Here is a 19,607-nt window from a genome sequence, read left to right as displayed (position 1 = left end):
ATGAGTATTACATTATTTTATCAGCGCCCTATTCACAGTACTTTATACTTGCTGCTGAGCATTTTATTTACTGATAAGTTAGTTCGGTACATATTATTTAAGTTTCACAGCTACTTTAATCAACATAAAGTAAATGTAATTGAAGCTTTCTTAATGCCTTTTATTACACTTTTAAGCTCGCTATTTATAAACATTAAACAGCATAAAATCAGCTTTGAGTTTACCCTTTATGACTACTACCCTCATTTAAGGTTGCCTTATCGAACCTATATTTACTCAAATATATTACGCTTTGTTATCCAAAGTGTTTTTTTAGTATTTTTTAAAAATCAGCTTAAACCGAGTTCTGTAAAAGAAGATGCAGTTAATTACTTTTATGATGGCGTTAGTTATCTTTTAAGGCAATTACGTTGGTTTGATTTAAAGTTAGGTAAACTATTAAAGCGCCTACTATCAAAAAACAAAAAAGGTCCTAAAAAAAGTGCTTTTAAAGCGATGGCTGATGCACGTGTATGGCAAAATAAATTAGTTAAATACGTCACCCTCGCATTTATTTTATTTTTATTAGCAATATTCATTACTATTCCTTTTAGCTTAGAAGCTCAAGCCGTTTTTATAAGCTTTATTTTATTAGTTGCGTATGCACTTAAGCGAGTAAAAGGCCAAATGGCAACCATTGTCATGATCACCTTGTCAGTAACTACGTCTTCTCGTTATTTATGGTGGCGTTACACTGAAACTTTAAACTGGGATGATCCGCTTGCACTTGCGCTAGGTGGGGGCTTACTGCTTGCTGAAACGTATGCCTGGCTTGTGCTTATTTTGGGCTTTTTCCAAACAATTAATCCACTTGAACGAAAACCAGTTCCTTTGCCTAAAGACACTGACTTGTGGCCAACAGTTGATGTATATATCCCAACTTATAATGAGCCGTTAAGTGTTGTAAGGCCTACTACGCTCGCTGCTTTAAGTATTGATTGGCCTGCCGATAAACTAAATGTTTACATATTAGATGATGGTAAGCGCTCAGAGTTTAAAGATTTTGCAGCCGAAATTGGAGTGGGTTATTTAGCTCGTGCGGATAACAATCATGCTAAAGCCGGTAATATGAATAGCGCTATGCGCTATACCGATGGCGAATATATCGCAATTTTTGACTGTGACCACGTTCCTGCTCGCTCATTTTTACAAATGACAATGGGGCAGTTTTTAAAAGACAGTAAAGTGTGTTTAGTGCAAACACCGCATCACTTTTTCTCAGCCGATCCATTTGAGCGAAACCTTAATAACCACAGCCAAATTCCTAACGAAAACATGCTGTTTTATGGACTTATTCAAGACGGTAACGACATGTGGGATGCAACCTTCTTTTGTGGTTCTTGCGCCGTATTAAAACGAGCAGCACTTGATGATATTGGCGGCTTTGCGTTTGAAACAGTAACTGAGGATGCTCACACGGCTCTTCGTATGCAACGCGCTGGTTATAAAACAGCTTATATAAACATTCCACAAGCCGCAGGCCTTGCCACCGACAGCTTATCAGCGCATATAGGTCAACGTATCCGCTGGGCGCGTGGTATGGCGCAAATATTTAGGCTTGATAATCCGTTAATGGGTAAAGGTTTAAGTCTTCCTCAACGATTATGTTATATAAACGCAATGCTGCACTTCCTATCGGGTATTCCTCGTATTGTATTTTTAACAGCCCCTTTAGCGTTGATATATTTTAACGCGTACATAATTTATGCCCCTTTTATTGCTATTTTTATCTATGTGGTGCCAACGTTAATTCAGATAAAAGCAACTAACTCACGCATTCAAGGTAAATACCGTTACTCCTTCTGGGGTGAAGTATATGAATCAGTACTTGCTTGGTACATATTAAAACCAACAACCGTTGCTTTATTTAATCCTAATAAGGGTAAATTTAACGTAACAGAAAAAGGCGGTTTAAATGATGAAGAGCATTACGACTGGGGTATTTCTAAACCGTATTTAATTCTCTTACTTATTAATTTACTGGGCATAATAGTAGGTATATTACGTCTATTTTTAGGTGATTCAAGTCAAATCGGCGTACTGATAATAAGTATGGGTTGGGCTTTTTATAATATTATTATTTTAGGCGCTGCGGTTGCGGTTGCTGCCGAAGCACGCCAAGTTAGGCACTCGCATCGTATCAAAGCAAACTTCCCTGCCGGCGTTCGTTTAGCAAATGGTCATACTTTAAAAGTAAAAATAACGGATTATTCAGATAACGGTGTAGGTATAGAGACTGAACACGCACATTTATGCCGCGTTAACGATAAAATTGAATTATTAATGAGTCGCGGTAACAAGCAATTCTCGTTTACAACTTACGTATGTAACACCCGTAAAAAACAAATTGGTCTTACACTTAAAGATTTATCGTTAGAAAAACAAAGAGCTTTTATACAATGTACTTTCTCCAGAGCAGATGCTTGGTTAGATTGGCAAAATAACTTTAGACATGACCGTCCATCGTATAGCTTTAAAGAAGTGCAAAAAACCAGTTTACGGGGCTTTAGTAATTTACTATTTCATGCCCCAAGAGCATTACAACCAATAATTAAGTTTATGACTAATACCGTCATTTACATAAATTCATTTACTCCAAAAAAACCGATAGTGCATAATAATTATGATTAAAAAGTTACTTAATACATTTCTAACATTGTTACTTATTAGTAGCGCATATCAAGTACTCGCTATCGAGCCTATGCACGACAAAACTATGTTTGTAAATGGCTACCCTGAGAGCGCTCAGATATCTAGTTTACGCCTTAGCTTTGAAAAGTTAGGATTCAACGACTATAAACTCGACGGCGTGAATAACAATTCTAGGGTTGATTTCACAAATAGAATTGATAAATTAAGCACTAATTTAAAGCTTAACTTTTCGTATACCAACTCGCCTTCATTACTAGCTAATGTATCGCATTTAAAAGTTTACTTTAACGATAACTTAGTCACTGTTTTACCTATTAATGAAAAACTAAGTGTTGTAAAAAACACAGTAAGTCACAACCTAGACCTAAATGCTAAATACATTCAAGACTACAACCAAATTCGCTTTGAGTTAGTTGGTTACTACGACTTACAATGCCAAGATTATTTTAGCCGTTCAATTTGGACTGAAATAAATAAATCAAGCAACATCACCCTTGATCAAAAACAGTTAGCAATTGATAGCCGCCTTGAGTATTTACCAGAACCATTTTTTGATGCTAAAGATTACAACAAATTAAACCTACCTTTTGTATTTGCAAACACGCCCAATACACAAGCAATAGAAGCAGCTGCCACTTTATCAAGCTGGTTTGGCGCACAAGCTGACTGGCGTGGCGCTAACTTTCCAGTAGTCGTAAATAAAGCACCTGAGCAACATAGCGTGGTGTTTATTACTAATGACTCAAAACCTGATTTTTTAAAAGATTATCCAGATGTTGAAAAGCCAACTGTTGAGCTGATCTCAAGCCCTATTCACAGATACAATAAAATGCTGTTAATTTTGGGGCGTGATGAAAAAGACTTAAAAACAGCGGTCACTGGTCTTGTATTTGGTCATAAAATTATGACTGGCAGAAGTGCGAGCATCGAAGCAATTAATAAGCTACCACTGCGTAAAGCATACGATGCACCGCGATGGCTCAGAAGCGATCGCCCTGTGCACTTTGACGAACTTATTGACTACCCAACTCAGCTACAAGCTGAAGGTCTTAACAACGGGCCTATAAAACTAAACGTTCGTTTTGCTCCTGATTTATTTACTTGGCGTGAAAAAGGGATTCCAATAACCCTGCAATACCGTAATACACCAGATAGCGAAACCTTAAATTCACGTTTGAACATGTTAATAAATCAAGAGTTCATAACTGGTTATTTACTTGATAAAAAAGATACATCTTTAACGACCGCTAAAACATTGTTGCCTTTAATAGCTAATACAGACACAACACAAAGCGCAGAAGATTTTTCATTAGAGGGTATTAACCTTGCCAACCGCAATGAACTAAATTTTGACTTTAGGTTTGCAATATCTATAAAAGGCGACTGCCCAGTTGCCCCTCCTGGTGGCGAGTACGGTGTAATTGATGGAAACTCTAACATTGATGTAAGTGGATTTGACCATTACATGGCTTTGCCTGATTTAAATGTATTTGCAAATAGCGGATTCCCATTTACAAAATATGCAGATTTACAACAAACTTTAGTATTAATAGATGAAGTGCCATCACCTAAAGCGCTTTCTGTACTGCTTAACTTAACCGGTCACTTTGGTGCAATTACTGGTTATCCAGCCCACAGAATAAGCGTTGCTCATTTAAATGAAGATGCCAACTTAGATGATAAAGACATTTTAGTTATCGCAAAACCTAACAGCATTGCCAATAACTTAGATGAAGACGCGCAAACCAATATCCTGCTTGATAACAATCAGCGCGCTATAAAACAAGCTATATACAATGGTGCATACGATGAGCAAACAACAGATAAAGTAGAAGTGAGTATAAAAAGTAGCGGTGATATGGCCGTTATTACAGGGTTTCAATCACCGTTTGATTCAGAGCGTTCAATAGTATCGCTTAGTGCAACATCACAAAAAGCCTTTAATCTACTTGATGATGCGTTAATGAGTTCAGAAGCTCTTGCGCAAATTAAAGGCAGTGCGGCGGTCATAAATTCTCAAGGCATTAAAACAATAAAAACTGATGAGCAATATTTTGTTGGTCACATTCCTGTGTATACCCTAATTTGGTTCCATTTGTCAGATCACCCATTTGTGCTAGCGCTATTGTCTATTTTAACACTACTGCTGATCTCATTTATAATATGGCGATTACTGCAAGCATTAACACACAAGCGCTTAGCTGAAGGAGATAAGTAATGAAGTCACTCATTAATGTATTTTTTACCGTGATTGCATTATTTACCTTTAATGTCAGTGCACAAGTAGAGCAGTGTCAGCCATGGGATGCATGGCAAACGTTTAAAAATAACTTTATAAGCCAAGATGGCCGCGTAATTGATTTAGGTAGCGAGCAAAATGTCACAACCTCTGAAGGCCAATCTTATGCCTTATTTTTTGCTGTTGTAGCAAACGATAAAGCAATGTTTGACCTAGTACTTGATTGGACCCAAGAGCATTTATCTGAGGGTGATTTAAGCACTCGTTTACCGGCATGGCAATGGGGTGTTAACAATCAAAATATTGGTGGTATTTTAGATTCAAATCCAGCGTCTGATTCTGACCTATGGATAGCGTATAGCTTATCGCAAGCTGCTATTCTTTGGGATGACCGCCGCTACAGCATATTAGCAGCCGTACTTGCACAGCGAATAATGCGTGAAGAAACAGCCTATATTTCGGGCCTAGGCTTATCATTACTACCTGCTCCTACCGGTTTTGAATTTGATAATGAACGTTTTAAGTTAAACCCGAGCTACTCACCATTATTTATTTACCAGCAGTTTAAAAAGCTCTACCCACACTCCCCTTGGCATCAATTGCACGAAGGCTCAGCAAAGCTAATTTTAGATACAGCAAAGCAAGGTGTTAGCCCTGACTGGGTAATGTATGATGCAAATAACGGTTTTTACTACGATAAAAAAACAAGCGATTTAGGAAGCTACAACGCTATTAGAGTTTATTTATGGGCAAGTATGATGGCAGACAACGCACCTTATAAAAAAGAGCTATTAGCGCAATTTAATCCTTTTATAGAAACAATTAATAAACGTGGTTACGTGCCTTTAAATACTTTTGCTAAGTCAGGAAAATCTGAAAAAAGAGGCCCGCTAGGCTTTAACTCAGCTCTATTACCTTTACTAGCGACTAATAACGATAACTCTACAGTTATGGCAATTCAGCAAAAGCTAATGGTTGATAAATCATTTACCCAGACTCGTTACTACGACAGCGTACTTAACTTGTTTGGTGCAAGTGCTTTAAATAAACGTTTTTCAATTACAGCAGATGGGACGCTACAACCGGTATGGAGCACTGAATGCCGTTAAGGTTTGCCCTAGCTTGCACATTAGCGCTTAGCTCTGGATTAAGCGCTAACACAGTCAACGATATTGATACGCAATCTGTTGATTGGTTACTAAGCCAAATAGGTATTGGTGAAGCACAGCAAAATAATAAACTAGTTGAAGATAGCTTACGAAAGTTAGTTGCTATTGCACCTGCCCGCATAGAAACACAGTGCGCGGTAGCGCGTTATGATTTTGCTAATGGCGAATCAGCGAAAGCTAACCAATTACTAAGTAAAATAGATAATGGGCTTATCAAACAGGCTCCGTGCGTTGAAAAGCTAAAAGTACTTTCTCGTACTGAAGGCAAAGACAAATCTTCAATTCAACAAGCTAGATTACTCGCTCGTGCCGGTCGTTATGAACAAGCTCGCGAAATCTATAATCAAATTTTTAAAAACGTTTACCCTACATTAGATTACGAACTTGAGCATTTAAGCTGGTACGGACAAGACAGCGACCAATGGGAAAGTGTTAAGAAAGGCTATGATAAATTAGCTCAAAACTATCCAAGTATTGCGCAGGTAGAAGTTGCTTATGCACGCCACTTACTTAGGCGTAATCTTACAGATAAGAAAGCTATTGATATTTTAAGTAAATATGGCGCTGGCCCTACTTTTATAAATGAAGTTGAATACATTTGGCTTGGGGCTTTGTCGGAAATGCCTTTAACGAATGATACAGTTAAGCAGTATCAGCGTTATTTCACTCTTTATCCTTTTAGTAGTAAAGGTGAGTTACAATATCAAGATTTTCTAAAAGATTATAAAAAACGCCAAACACTGCTTGCTGATCCTGCCTATCAGCTTTGGGTTAGGGGCGATAGATTACTTGAGAAAAATAAACTTGCCGCCGCAGAACCTCTACTTTTAAAAGCTTTAAGAGGCCGCCCGCAAGACGGCGCTATAATGCGAAGCCTTGGCACACTCTATTTACGCCTTGGTGAAAACCAAAAGTCGTATCAATATTTTACTCGTGCACAAAAGTACACAACTGAGTTCGCTGAGCGTGAAACACTACAAGAGCTTGCAAAAACAGCGAAGCTTTGGCTTTATATACGCGAAGCTAAAAATGCTATTAATAATAAAGAGTTTAAAACGGCTAAGCTTAAGCTCGATTTAGCAGCTACCTTAGGACAAGAAACTAATACCGTAGTATATAACAGAGGTTTATTACAATTTGCTCAAGGACAATATTCACAAGCAGCTCTTACTTATCAAATTGTTTTAAAAAGTGATCCACTTAATAGCAGCGCTTTAATAGGCCTACTTGAAATAGCTGAATTAGAGCAGAATGAAAAAGCCCTAACCTCTTTTTATAACAGCTTATCGTTTAATCAAAAGAAACTAATTAAAGAATCTTATTCTGTCTCTTTAAGCAGTCAGTACCGCGCAAAGGCAAATACGTTTGCACAGTCGGGAGATTTAGAGCAAGCCGAAAAAGTATTAAAAGACGCTATTGAAATAGCGCCAGAACAGCCTTGGTTATACTACGATTTAGCCTTTATATACCAACAAAAGGGGCTTACAGAAGAGGCCCGCGCTTTATTTAATAATGTGCTGTGGCAATTTCCGTTAAACCCTCAGATTCGTTACAGCCACGCGCTTTTTTTACGCTCTCTTGATGACTATCAAGGTGCTATTAAAACCTTGCAGTACATTCCATTTAAATCCAGAGATAAAGACATTATTGCGCTTGAACAGCAGCTGCAACTTAATGAATCTTTAACACAAAGTGAGCGCCACCTTGACGCTAAAGATAAAGCCACTGCTATTTATCATTTAAGTAACTTAGAAGCACAGAGCTTAACACCTGCTATGCAGGCTGAGTTATCACGAAGCTGGTATAGAATCGACGAAAAAAAGCACGCTATAAAACTTATAAACAAAGCACTGAAAGCTGAGCCTTCGCTTTCTGCTTATTGGCATACACTTTATGGTGAATGGCTTTTAGATCAGGGCGATGAGAGTAAAACGAAGCAATGGTTTGAAAATTACGTACTACCAGAGAGCGCAACTGAAAACGAAACAACTCAATATGTACAGCTACAAAATAGCTATATTACTCAGTATTACAATGGTAGTGATTTAATCGCTAAGCTTAATCAGCTGGATCAAAAATATAAAAATACTCCAGCAACAACTACTGCCCTTATTAATGCAAACTTAGCACTTGAACAGCGCGAAGCGGCTGTTATTTTGTATCAACAAAAAGTACAAAACAAACAAACCATAGAGCCTCAAGCACTACTCGCTATTGCTAATACATATCTAGAACTTGGAGACGACTTTCAAGCAAAAGAAGTAACACAAAAAGCGATTACGCAAACCACGTCGCAAGAAGGTTATTTACAACGCCAAATCATGTCATCTCTTAATGAGTTTAATTACTCAGGGGATGCACTTTACTTAGCTAAGCAACTAGTTGAAAAGTCACCCAACGATCAAGAACTACGTTATTTAGGCGCTCAAGTAGCCAGCAAATTTAACGAAACCGAACAAGCACAATCTTGGTACGCGCAAACCCTGTTTCCTAATCGTACATTAAATGAAAAAGAGCTTTACGGGGCGCTTTCAAAAATAGATGAAAACGACGAATGGTATGTAAACGGTGCTAAACGAGAGCTAATAAACGAGCAAAACAAAAACCAAGCCTACATTGCCATTGGTGTTAACTTTAGTGGACAAACAAGTACTGAAAGCGAAGCAACACTTGGTGCGGGCTTAGTCCCGATTGAAGCTTATTTTCCACTTTGGCAAGGCCAAGGGTTTATTAAAGTAGATCCTACAACTATTAGTGCACAAACAACGCGCTTTGATGAACAATTTGCAGGCAGCCGCTACGGGCAAGGTGCTCTGTGTATTTTTACCTGTTCAATTGATGAAGTAACACCACAGGAAAGTGGTGTAGATGTGGGTATTGGTTGGCAAAATGAAAACTGGCGTGTTGATGTAGGTACAACCCCACTTGGCTTTTTAATTGAAGACATTGTATGGGGTGTAAATTACGCAGACAGTTTTGGCGACTTTGGATACAGCCTAGAACTTGAAAAACGCCCAGTTACAAGCTCAGTACTTTCTTATGCAGGTCTTAAAGATGTAAGAACAGGTAAAGTTTGGGGTGGTGTTCGCTCTACAGGCCTAACTGCTAATGTATCGCATGACTTAGGCGGCAAATGGGGTTTTTGGTCAAGCGCCGACTTTACTCTTTATAAAGGTCAAAATGTAAAAGACAACCAACGCTACCGTATGATGGGCGGCACTTACTACCGTGTTATTAGCAATCAAGAGCGTGAATTTACCGCAGGCGCTAGCTTATTACATTGGGCATATAAGTATAATTTAAGTGAAGAAACATGGGGCCATGGTGGTTATTACAGCCCACAAAACTATGTAGGCTTATCTGTGCCACTCACTTATGACGCGCGTTGGGGAGATGATTTTGTTTATCGATTAAAAACCGGTGTTTCTTATTCGCAAACAAAAATTCAGTCTATTGACTTTTTCCCTAACGATGGCGATTTGCAAATAGCTGCATATGATAGAGAGTCAATAACAGGTGTTGATCCTGTATTTGAAGGTGAAACAAGTTCTGGTGTTTCATATAATCTTGAAGGTAGTTTTGAGTATAGAATAACGCCTAATTGGTTCTTTGGTGGTTACTTAGCTATTGATCGCTCTGACTTTTACGAACCAAATTTTGGTCAGCTTTATATACGTTATTACTTTAATCCTGTGTACGGAACACTTGAGTTCCCGGGTACTCCTATTATTCCTTATGCTGAGTTTTAACTTGGCATAAGGTGATATACCGCGAACACTTCCCCTAGCACTAAGGTATATGTATACTTGAGCGCAATTGTAACTAGGATAAGGGTGTGTCTCTTACCTTGTGGTGTTACTGCCATATAGCAAATCATTATCTTAGCTACAAATAATATACTGATGGTCGAGCATTTTAGTGGTTACAAATTCTAAAATAGCTAAAGCAAAAAATTATAAGGCCATCATAACAATACTTAAAGTTAGGAAGTAAATATGAGTTCAGCTCCAGATAGTGGCTGGTTTGGCCACCCTAAAGGACTTTCAACATTGTTCTTCACTGAAATGTGGGAACGAATGAGTTATTACGGTATGCGAGCTATGCTCGTATTATTCATGACAGCAAGCTTACAAGAAGAAGGTTTAGCCTTTACTGTTGCCTCAGCTGCTGCAATTTATGGTTTATACACAGGTGCGGTATACTTTTTAGGTTTACCAGGTGGCTGGCTAGCAGATAGATTGTTTGGTGGTCAAAAAGCAGTATGGTATGGCGGTATAATCATTATGATTGGTCATATTATTTTGGCTATTCCACATGATTATTCTTTCTTCATTGGCTTAATATTTGTAGCAACAGGTACTGGTTTACTAAAACCAAATATCAGCGCAATGGTCGGCCAACTATACAGTGATGCTGATGAGCGTCGTGATGGCGGTTACGCTATTTACTACATGGGTATTAACTTAGGTTCTTTAATTGGTTACTACGTTTGTGGTTACTTTATGGAAAACGTAGGTTGGCACTGGGCGTTTGGTGCAGCAGCTGTTGGTATGGCTATTGGTTTGGTGCAGTATAAACGCTCACTTAGTAATTTACCTGAGCACAGCGCTTTACCAGCTAATCCATTAGGTCCTAAAGGCACTTCTCGCGCCTGGGGTGGTATTGCTGTATTTATAATTGCTGCAGCTGCAGTTACTACGGCTGCAATGACCGGCGCAATTGTAATCAACCCAACAGTGGTTGCAGGCTATGTTGCTGTTGTATTCACGATTATCTTTTTTGTTTATTTTGGTGTTATTTACTTTACAGGTAAATTAACAGATGCTGAAAAACAAAGAATGTGGGCACTATTTTTAGTATGTATTGCATCTGCATGTTTTTGGTCTGGCTTTGAACAAGCGGGTTCATCATTAAACTTGTTTGCTCGCGACTATACTGACCGTCTTATTGGTACTTTTGAAATCCCTACAACGTGGTTTCAATCATTAAATTCACTATTTATTATTGCTTTATCGCCATTTTTTGCAGCGCTTTGGATTAACTTATCTAAAAGCCTAGTGTCACCTAGCTATAGCGTTAAGTGTGCAATTGGTTTAATTATCATGGCATCAGGCTTTTTAGTTATGTTTATGGCGGCTCATTACGCAGCTGAAGGCTTAAAAGTAGCGCCTTACTGGCTTGTTACTACGTACTTTTTACATACTGTGGGTGAGCTTTGTTTAAGCCCTGTAGCATTAAGTGCGGTAAGTAAGTTATCGCCTAAACGTTACACTGGTCAAATGATGGGTGTGTTTGTATTAACTTACTCAATCGGTAATATTATTGCAGGCTTACTTGCTGGTAATTTCGATCCGAACAATGTTGATGAAATTCCTAACTTATACTTACAAATTGCATTATTTAGCATTGGTGTTGGTGTTGTTTTAGTCCTAATGACTTTTAAAGCTAAAGTATGGGAAAAACAAGGGTTAGAAGAGAAAGTCTCTTAATTGTTGTTTATTTTAAATATAACAACATAACCTAAACATTCCTCCATAGCGTCTATGGGGGAATTTTTTATTCAACTTTGCCCCACTCTCGTTAACTGATATTATGCCCTGATTGATTATTGAATAGACTCAGGGACAGCAGTATATGCATTTATTAACGTTATCACGTGCCACTCTAATAGTATTTCTCCTTATTTTTTTATCTGCCTGTGGTGGCGGTGATGATCAAGTTACAGTAAATCCAAATGACCCTGTAGAACCCGAACCTAGCGGTTTAATTATTACCAATGCTAATGGCTTACAAACGTCATTAGATGAAGGTAACTTTGCTATCAATGCTCCTGGCGAAATAGTGGCTAGCGATACTGAAATAACCTACGAAAAATTAGTTCTTGATGAGAGTAATCAAGCAAAAAATATCATTTCAGATATACATACGCTTACCCCAGATACACTTCAACTTTCTAGCCCAATGACTGTCACTATAAAAATACCTGACGACTACATATTAGGCGGCCAATTAACTATTGCTCGTTTAAGCGGAGACTCTTGGTCAAGCATTACTAATTCAACTGTATCGCAAGGCTTTGTTAGTGCACAAGTAAACCAACTAGGTAGCTATGCAATAGAAATGCAACGTACGGTGGCGTTTTCTGATGTTGGCCCAACATGTGATGCTAATGCAACAGAGCAATCTGTAAGGTTTGTGCACGTTGCCGACATGCATTCTCGCTTTGGGTATCAAGAACAATATTTTAGTCGCATTAAGGCTTATTATAAAAAAGCGCTAAGCGAATCACCGCATACATTATTCACCGATGGTGGCGATGACTACGAAAAAGGAACTGTAGCAGAGCAAATATCACAAGGGTTAGCCTCTGATGAAACCGTAAAGCTAATGGCTTTTGATTTACGTGTTTTAGGGAACCATGACTATGCGTGGGGCCCTGAAAAACTACTTGAATTTTCACAAGACGATAATGCCATTGTACTTGCCAGTAATACCCGCTTTGAGGGAGAAAACAGTCAGAATTTTGGTGGTGTCGACTTTGCTAAGGTACAGGTTGGTTGCATAACATTAGGTGTGTTTGGGATGACGTCGGTACCATGGGATGAGCTTGACGAACCAATTGAAAACGACCCTATTCCTGACTTTATAAAACAATTTAAAATGAGTTGGAAATGGCAACAAATCGCACAAAGTATTGTAAGCCAATACAGTGATGACGTTGATTACATGATTATGCTAAGCCACTTGGGCAAAGGAACTGATGTTGAGATAGCAACTAATGTACTGGGTATAGACTTAGTACTTGGTGGGCATACTCATGGTGGTGAGGATTTTATAGAGCTTGATAATAACGCTTTAATCATTCAACCAGATTTTTATGCACGCGGTGTCACCGATTTAAACTTGATCTTTAATACTGCCAATAAAACACTAAGTCGTTACAATAATCAACATGTAGATACACGATCATCTATAGAGCCCGACGAAGAAACCAAGCTAGCCATCGATGAAATAATGGGACGTTACGCACCCGATGCAGATACAGAAATTGCCATTTCAGAAAACTATCCAAGTGACTTTGAAGTTGCGGGTATTACTGCACTTGCAACTAAACATTCAAGCTCAATTAATGCAGCACTGCTCAACCCTGAGCTTGTGCAAAAAAGATGGACGCCAGGGACTGTTACACAAGAAGATTTTCACAAAGCATTTTATGTTGAAAGACAGCCTTCAAACACACCTGGCTTTAATTCACTGTATCAAGTAACCGTTACAGGCACTGATTTAAACACAATGATTGCCAGCCAACCCGATTGGTTTGTGTTAAAGCCAGAAGATATTCAAGTAACGACAAATTATAATGTCGCTTTATTTAAAGGTGCGGCACTTAATCCAGATTTATTTTTTAGCAGTGTTACTTTTAATGATGTAAAGCCAATTGCCGAAGCATGGTGGCTACTTGATCAATACGCACGCTTTAGAACAACGCAATGTCTTCACCTTGATACAGACACACAGCTTAATGCTTGCCAAGATGTTGCAAATATAACAACTTGGAACTTTGACGATCCAACAAACCCACTAATTCCAGACTCAGGTCCATCTGTTTTAAGCTACTTTGACCCAGAAAATGACGGTTGGGGCCCAGAAGATACACGCTATGAGACAACCACTGATCTTAATATTGCCGATTTAACTGATGGTCCTTCTGGTGTAATGGCTTTTACTCGTCATTCTCCAACAGAAGGCTTATTAATTACGTTAAATACAGCTGCAAATGGAGACTTTAAAAATGACGGATTAGTGTCAGACTACACAATAGTTATGGATATAAACTGGCCATTAGAAACAAACGATATTTACCGCGCGATAATCCAAGCCGATACCGAAAACTACGATACAGATGACGCTGATATATTTGCAAGCCCAGACGGTGGGTATGGTGAAGCAACCAGCAGCAGTGGCTACTTTGGCGATACTGAGCCAGGTGATTGGCATCGTATTGCATTTGTATTTTATGCCGCACCAACAAATGGTGTATTTGAAATATACGTAGATGGTGAACTAGCAGGTGTTAAAGAGGAAGGCGAGATAAACCGTCGATGGGCACTTGATAAAACAATCCTGTTATTTACAGATAATAACTACGAAACCCGACCAGGTTATTTAAATGCATTACTCTATGCTGGCCGTGCCATGACCAGAGATGAAATTAAAAGTATGGGCGCTGCACAACAAAAATTAACCTTTGAACAGCCAACGCGAGTGTTAAATCAAACGATTGAACGTCACTACAAAGCAGCTCCAGCAATAAAAACTAATTTATGGATAGAGCAGCGAAACAAGTTCTTTGGTAACGCCTCTCAAAGTGTAAACAATTAAATACAAGTAGGCTTTAGCTTGTTCATTGTAAAAGGAGGTTTAACGCAGATCAAACCTCCTTTTTATCATTTAAAAACAACAAATTAAGAATTAAAACTCACCATTCAATCCTATGGTATATTTCTTCATTTCACTTAACTGTATTACAAACGCGTAACTTTATAATAACCGTCCTATTAAATTTACACATACCACATTTACTAAATAGCGCTCCCCTCTTCCCCAAATCAAAAATCTGGTTAATTATCTACTGCAATATGACAACAACACATAATCGCAGTGCTTAATTGCGGGAGTAATAATGATGAGTGAAGTAAATAACTATTTAGGTTTAGTCGGTATTGAATTTACCGAATACGCAACACCTGATGCTGATTATATGGATAAAGTATTTACTGATTTTGGCTTCTCTAAGCTTAAAAAATTCAAAGGTAAAGACATTGTTTATTACAACCAAAACGATATTCATTTTTTACTGAATAACGAGCGTGAAGGTTTTTCTGCCGAATTTGCTAAAAGCCATGGTCCTGCTATTTGTTCAATGGGTTGGCGTGTTGAGAATGCGCAAAAAGCATTTGAAACTGCAGTAGAGCGTGGTGCAAAACCAGCCACTGATTCAACACATAAAAACATGCCTTACCCTGCAATTTATGGCATTGGCGACAGCCTAATTTACTTTATTGAAAATTTTGGCGACAAAGGCACTATTTACGAAAGTGATTTTGAAGATTTAGAAACGCAAAATGTTGTAGAAGATAAAGGCTTTATCCGAATCGATCATTTAACTAATAACGTTTATAAAGGCACCATGGAAAAATGGGCTAACTTTTATAAAGACGTATTTGGTTTTACAGAAGTACGCTACTTTGACATTAAAGGTCAAAAAACAGCGCTTATTTCGTATGCACTAAAATCACCTTGTGGCACCTTCTCTATTCCAATAAACGAAGGTAAAGGTAACGATAACAACCAAATTGACGAATACCTTGGCGAATACAACGGCCCAGGCGTTCAACATTTAGCATTTTTAACAGATGATTTAGTAAGCTCTCTTGATAAGCTTGATAAATCAACAATCGCTACTTTGGATATTATTCCAGAGTACTACGACACTATTTTTGACCGTGTACCTTGGGTTGCAGAAGACAAAGAAAAAATTCGTCAGCATCAGATACTCGTAGATAGCCAAAGTGAAAATTGTTACTTATTACAAATTTTCTCTAAAAACTTATTCGGTCCAATCTTTATAGAAATGATCCAACGCGTTGATGATGGTGGCTTTGGCGAAGGTAACTTCCAAGCATTATTTGAATCAATCGAACGCGACCAAGAGCGTCGCGGCGTTTTATAAAATATTTGAGTAAATTAAAAGCAGCGAACTTCGCTGCTTTTTGTCGTTTTAATATTTAAAAAGTATTGCGTTGAGTACAAGTATGATTAAATAAACTATACCTTGTCGCCATACAGTAAAATCCAAAGGAAATGTAATGAGCCTAATTAACGAAACCCATGATATTAATTTAACCAGCTGGGTAGAGTCAGCTAATGTTGATAATTGTGACTTCCCTATTCAAAACTTACCGTTTGCAGAGTTTCGTCGTAAAGGGTCTGATGAGGCCTTTCGTGGTGGTGTTGCAATTGGCGACCAAGTAATTGATTTAGCAAAACTGAGCAAATTAAACGTTTTAAAAGGTGACGCAAAAACAGCCGCTGATGCAGCAAGTGAAGCAACCCTAAATACATTTATGGGTTTAGGGGAGCAGTATTGGTCAGCACTTCGTTTAGCGCTTTCAAAAGCACTACGAGCAGGCTCTGAGCACCAACAAGCGCTTAGCGATACACTTGTTGCACAATCTGATATAGAGTTTTCACTACCTTGTCGCATCGGTGATTACACCGACTTTTACACCTCTATTTACCATGCAACCGCCGTGGGCAGTTTATTTCGCCCTGATAACCCATTACTGCCTAACTATAAGTGGGTACCTATTGGTTATCATGGTCGCTCTTCTTCAATTGACGTATCGGGTCAAACATTTCATCGCCCTAAAGGTCAAACTAAAGCGCCAGATGCAGAAGTACCGTCGTTTGGTCCGTGTAAGCGCCTTGATTACGAGCTAGAAGTAGGTATTTACTTAGGTAAAGGTAATGCACTGGGCGATGCTATTGCGATTGAAAATGCAGAGAACCACGTATTTGGCTTTTGTGTATTTAACGATTGGTCAGCACGCGATTTACAAGCATGGGAATACCAACCGCTTGGTCCATTTTTAGCTAAAAACTTTGCCTCAACTGTATCACCTTGGATTGTTACAACCGAAGCGTTAGCACCTTATAGAACAAGCTGGACACGTGATGAGAACGATCCACAACCAATGGACTATCTAGAATCAAATGCTAACCGTGAACAAGGGGCTTTTGATATTCAAATGGATGTGAAGATTCAAACGCAAAAAATGCGCAGCGAAGGCCACAACCCTACACGCGTATCAACATCTAGCTTTAAGCACTCTTACTGGACTGTGGCACAAATGGTTACTCACCACACAGTAAATGGCTGTAACTTTATGCCAGGTGACATGTTAGGCTCAGGCACTCAGTCTGGTCCAACGCACGAAGAAGCAGGCTCTTTACTTGAGCTTTCTCGTGGCGGCAAAGAAAAAATCACGTTAAGCAATGGCGAACAACGTAGCTTTTTAGAAGATGGCGATAACGTTATTATGCGTGGCTGGTGTGAAAAAGAAGGTTATGTACGTATAGGTTTTGGCTCAGTAGAGAGCACAGTACTGCCTACAAAATAATACATTTCCATAAATTAAATATAAAAGGGCCGCTTGTTAAAAGCAGCCCTTTTTTATTAATTTTTGAACGGTTACAATTTTTTTCTAGCTTTTTTAACTCAAATTGCTATCTTAATTCGGTTAATAGCCAGTGTTTATATGCCATGTCAGTATTTATAAAGTCTTTTTATCATAAATTTTTCCCAGCTCGACAGCTACTTATTCGTCAAAATGGCGAAGTTAAGCATGTTGTTTTAGCCTCTTGGTTTCAACTTCTTGTAGCATTGCTTATTTTAGTCACTTTCACTTGGCTGAGTATTTCTAGCTTTCGTGTTTACACACAAACAAATAAAATTTCTGACATAGAACAAAGTCAAATAAACGAGCAAACACTTTGGCAACAAAAAGTCAGTGAACAGCAAGCTCTCCAAGCAACGCAGCTAGAACAACTTGCAGTCCTTGAACAAAAGCAGGCACTACTGCAAAGCATGATAGAATCCCTTCCCGCTTCAATTAGCAAAGATGTCATTAAGCTTGATACAGAACTTGACGTACCAATCAATGAAAACAGTAATGAATTTCACGAACCATTAGTCGATGAAAATCTAAAAGATAAACAGGCTCAGTTAATAACTCCAATCACATTCGCAGCAAGAATTACTAATTTGGATAAGCATTATGAACAAAGCTTTAACTTTTTAGATAACCAGATTAGCGAACGTCACCAAGCTATTTTAGCTATGGTCAAAGGCGCAGGAATTGAATCAGCGCTTGAGCAACATTTAATATTAAGCGCCCAAACAAACGCACAAGGTGGACCACTTGATACCTTTAACGAAACAAAAATACCAAGTCACTTTTTAGCTATCGTTGATAAGTTATTAATATTAAATAATTTAGAAAACTTTTTAACTGAGCTGCCAAATACCCTACCTTTGGCTAAAGCTAAATATTATATTTCGAGCAACTTCGGCCTCAGAAAAGATCCAATGAATAGCAATCATGCCTTTCATAAAGGAATTGATTTAGCTGGTTGGCATAAAACCGAAATATTTGCCCCAGCAGACGCTGTAGTGCTTCGTGCAGGTCGTAATGGTGGTTATGGTAACTTTATCGAGCTTGAACATAAAAATGGCTTAGTGACACGGTTTGGACACTTAAATAAAATTAAAGTAAAAAAAGGTCAGCTGATCACTAAACACGACATAATTGGTTTAATGGGCAGCACAGGCAGAAGCACAGGCACTCATTTACACTACGAAGTATTACTTAACGGTAAACAAGTCAACCCTCTAAAAATAACAAAGGCGCTTTCTCGTGTTTGGTAGAAAAAAACAAAAAACAGTGAGCTCTAATCTAAAAAGAGTAAATCACACACCGTCAATTATTTCACAAGACGTACGCCTTACTGGCACTTTAGTTAGCCAAGGCGAAGTGCAGCTTGATGGCCAAATTGATGGCGACATAAAAGTACAACATTTAGTTATTGGATCAACGGGTGTTGTTGAAGGTATTGTTGAAGCTAAAAGCGTCATTGTTAAAGGCAAAGTTATTGGCTCAATTAATGCCAGTGAAGTAAAAGTACAAAGTGGTGCGCATGTTCATGGCGATGTATTTCACGATACCTTGAGTATTGATGCAGGCGCAATCATTGAAGGCAGCTTAAAGCAACGCTTTGAAAAAGAAGAACCGGAGCTAATTTCGAAAGAACTTAAGCCCGAAAAAGAAGTTAAAGCGTTATTGAAAGAAGATGGCAGCGACTTATCGTTTGTAAATAAACAAGCCGCTGATAAAACTAAATCAAGTTAAGCGCTACTTTTTCTCAGTAATGTACATAGTAATATCTGCAGTGAAAACAAGTTCATTGCGGGTATTATAAAGTTTAACCGGTACTACTAAATCTTCTTTATCAATCCACTTATGCGGTAAATCAATTTCCGCAATTGCAGTCACATCAGTATCTACTTTTGCTAAGTAGCGAACAGTCATCCCTTTTGGGATCCAACGATGGGTTTTAACTGGTACTGTTGCATCAACCATTACGCCCGCACACAACTCCGCTAAGTTACACTGCGCAATAGCATGAATAGTTCCAATATGGTTATGAACGCTACGACGATTTTTAACCACTGCGCTACAATGCCCTTCTCGAAGGTCAAGTACGTAAGGCTTCATAGAGCCAAAGTATGGCGCTTTAAAACAAACAGCTTTAGTAAAAAGCCAATTCCCAAAAGGTAGGCGCTTAAATTTATGCCATGTTTTTACAAGTGCAGATTTATTACTCATTATTATTTTTTCCATCAACAGTTACTTTTTTCAAATTAACACATCAGACCAGTTTTAAAA

11 protein-coding genes are annotated in these 19,607 nt (G+C 38.4%); 10 read left to right on the top strand and 1 reads right to left on the bottom strand.

The features are described 5' to 3' along the window. The 10 genes from bcsA to GQR55_RS06750 all read left to right on the top strand — a co-directional run bounded on the left by bcsA (window position 1) and on the right by GQR55_RS06750 (window position 19,070). Window positions 1–2,670, top strand: coding sequence for a UDP-forming cellulose synthase catalytic subunit (gene bcsA / locus GQR55_RS06795; protein ID WP_166419982.1), 2,670 nt, complete (start codon window positions 1–3; stop codon window positions 2,668–2,670). Further along, the gene (gene bcsB / locus GQR55_RS06790; protein WP_166419981.1) at window positions 2,663–4,909 is read left to right on the top strand and encodes a cellulose biosynthesis cyclic di-GMP-binding regulatory protein BcsB; all 2,247 of its coding nucleotides are present in this window, start codon (window positions 2,663–2,665) and stop codon (window positions 4,907–4,909) included. The genes bcsA and bcsB overlap by 8 nt, the downstream gene beginning before the upstream one ends. Continuing rightward, on the top strand, window positions 4,909–6,039 hold the full coding sequence (gene bcsZ / locus GQR55_RS06785; RefSeq protein ID WP_166419980.1) for a cellulose synthase complex periplasmic endoglucanase BcsZ: 1,131 nt from the start codon (window positions 4,909–4,911) through the stop codon (window positions 6,037–6,039). Before bcsB ends, bcsZ begins: the two co-directional genes overlap by 1 nt. Further along, complete coding sequence (locus GQR55_RS06780) at window positions 6,030–9,848, top strand: cellulose synthase subunit BcsC-related outer membrane protein (protein WP_166419979.1); 3,819 nt, start codon at window positions 6,030–6,032, stop codon at window positions 9,846–9,848. The genes bcsZ and GQR55_RS06780 overlap by 10 nt, the downstream gene beginning before the upstream one ends. 246 nt (window positions 9,849–10,094) lie before the next feature. Continuing rightward, complete coding sequence (locus GQR55_RS06775; RefSeq protein ID WP_166419978.1) at window positions 10,095–11,588, top strand: peptide MFS transporter; 1,494 nt, start codon at window positions 10,095–10,097, stop codon at window positions 11,586–11,588. Window positions 11,589–11,733: 145 nt separating this feature from the next. After that, on the top strand, window positions 11,734–14,481 hold the full coding sequence (locus GQR55_RS06770) for a metallophosphoesterase (RefSeq protein ID WP_166419977.1): 2,748 nt from the start codon (window positions 11,734–11,736) through the stop codon (window positions 14,479–14,481). A 304-nt stretch (window positions 14,482–14,785) separates the two neighbouring features. Then, window positions 14,786–15,832 carry a 4-hydroxyphenylpyruvate dioxygenase gene (gene hppD, locus GQR55_RS06765; RefSeq protein WP_024589439.1) on the top strand — a complete coding sequence of 349 codons (1,047 nt, stop codon included), beginning with the start codon at window positions 14,786–14,788 and terminating at the stop codon, window positions 15,830–15,832. 136 nt (window positions 15,833–15,968) lie between these two features. Further along, on the top strand, window positions 15,969–17,282 hold the full coding sequence (fahA, locus tag GQR55_RS06760; RefSeq protein ID WP_166419976.1) for a fumarylacetoacetase: 1,314 nt from the start codon (window positions 15,969–15,971) through the stop codon (window positions 17,280–17,282). 143 nt (window positions 17,283–17,425) lie between these two features. Beyond that, window positions 17,426–18,589, top strand: coding sequence for a M23 family metallopeptidase (locus GQR55_RS06755; RefSeq protein WP_166419975.1), 1,164 nt, complete (start codon window positions 17,426–17,428; stop codon window positions 18,587–18,589). Then, window positions 18,579–19,070: a polymer-forming cytoskeletal protein gene (locus GQR55_RS06750; RefSeq protein ID WP_166419974.1), complete on the top strand. Its 492-nt coding sequence runs from the start codon at window positions 18,579–18,581 to the stop codon at window positions 19,068–19,070. The genes GQR55_RS06755 and GQR55_RS06750 overlap by 11 nt, the downstream gene beginning before the upstream one ends. Window positions 19,071–19,073: 3 nt before the next feature. On the opposite strand, the gene GQR55_RS06745 is transcribed toward GQR55_RS06750, so the two are convergent. After that, window positions 19,074–19,547 carry a hotdog fold domain-containing protein gene (locus tag GQR55_RS06745; RefSeq protein ID WP_166419973.1) on the bottom strand — a complete coding sequence of 158 codons (474 nt, stop codon included), beginning with the start codon at window positions 19,545–19,547 and terminating at the stop codon, window positions 19,074–19,076. Window positions 19,548–19,607 lie beyond the last annotated feature (60 nt).

The sequence above is a fragment of the Pseudoalteromonas sp. Z1A8 genome (assembly GCF_011378855.1).
In the GTDB taxonomy this organism is placed as follows: Bacteria; Pseudomonadota; Gammaproteobacteria; order Enterobacterales; family Alteromonadaceae; genus Pseudoalteromonas.
The sequence above is the reverse complement of the archived record's forward strand: the minus strand, read 5'-3'. Positions and strand labels throughout refer to the sequence as shown.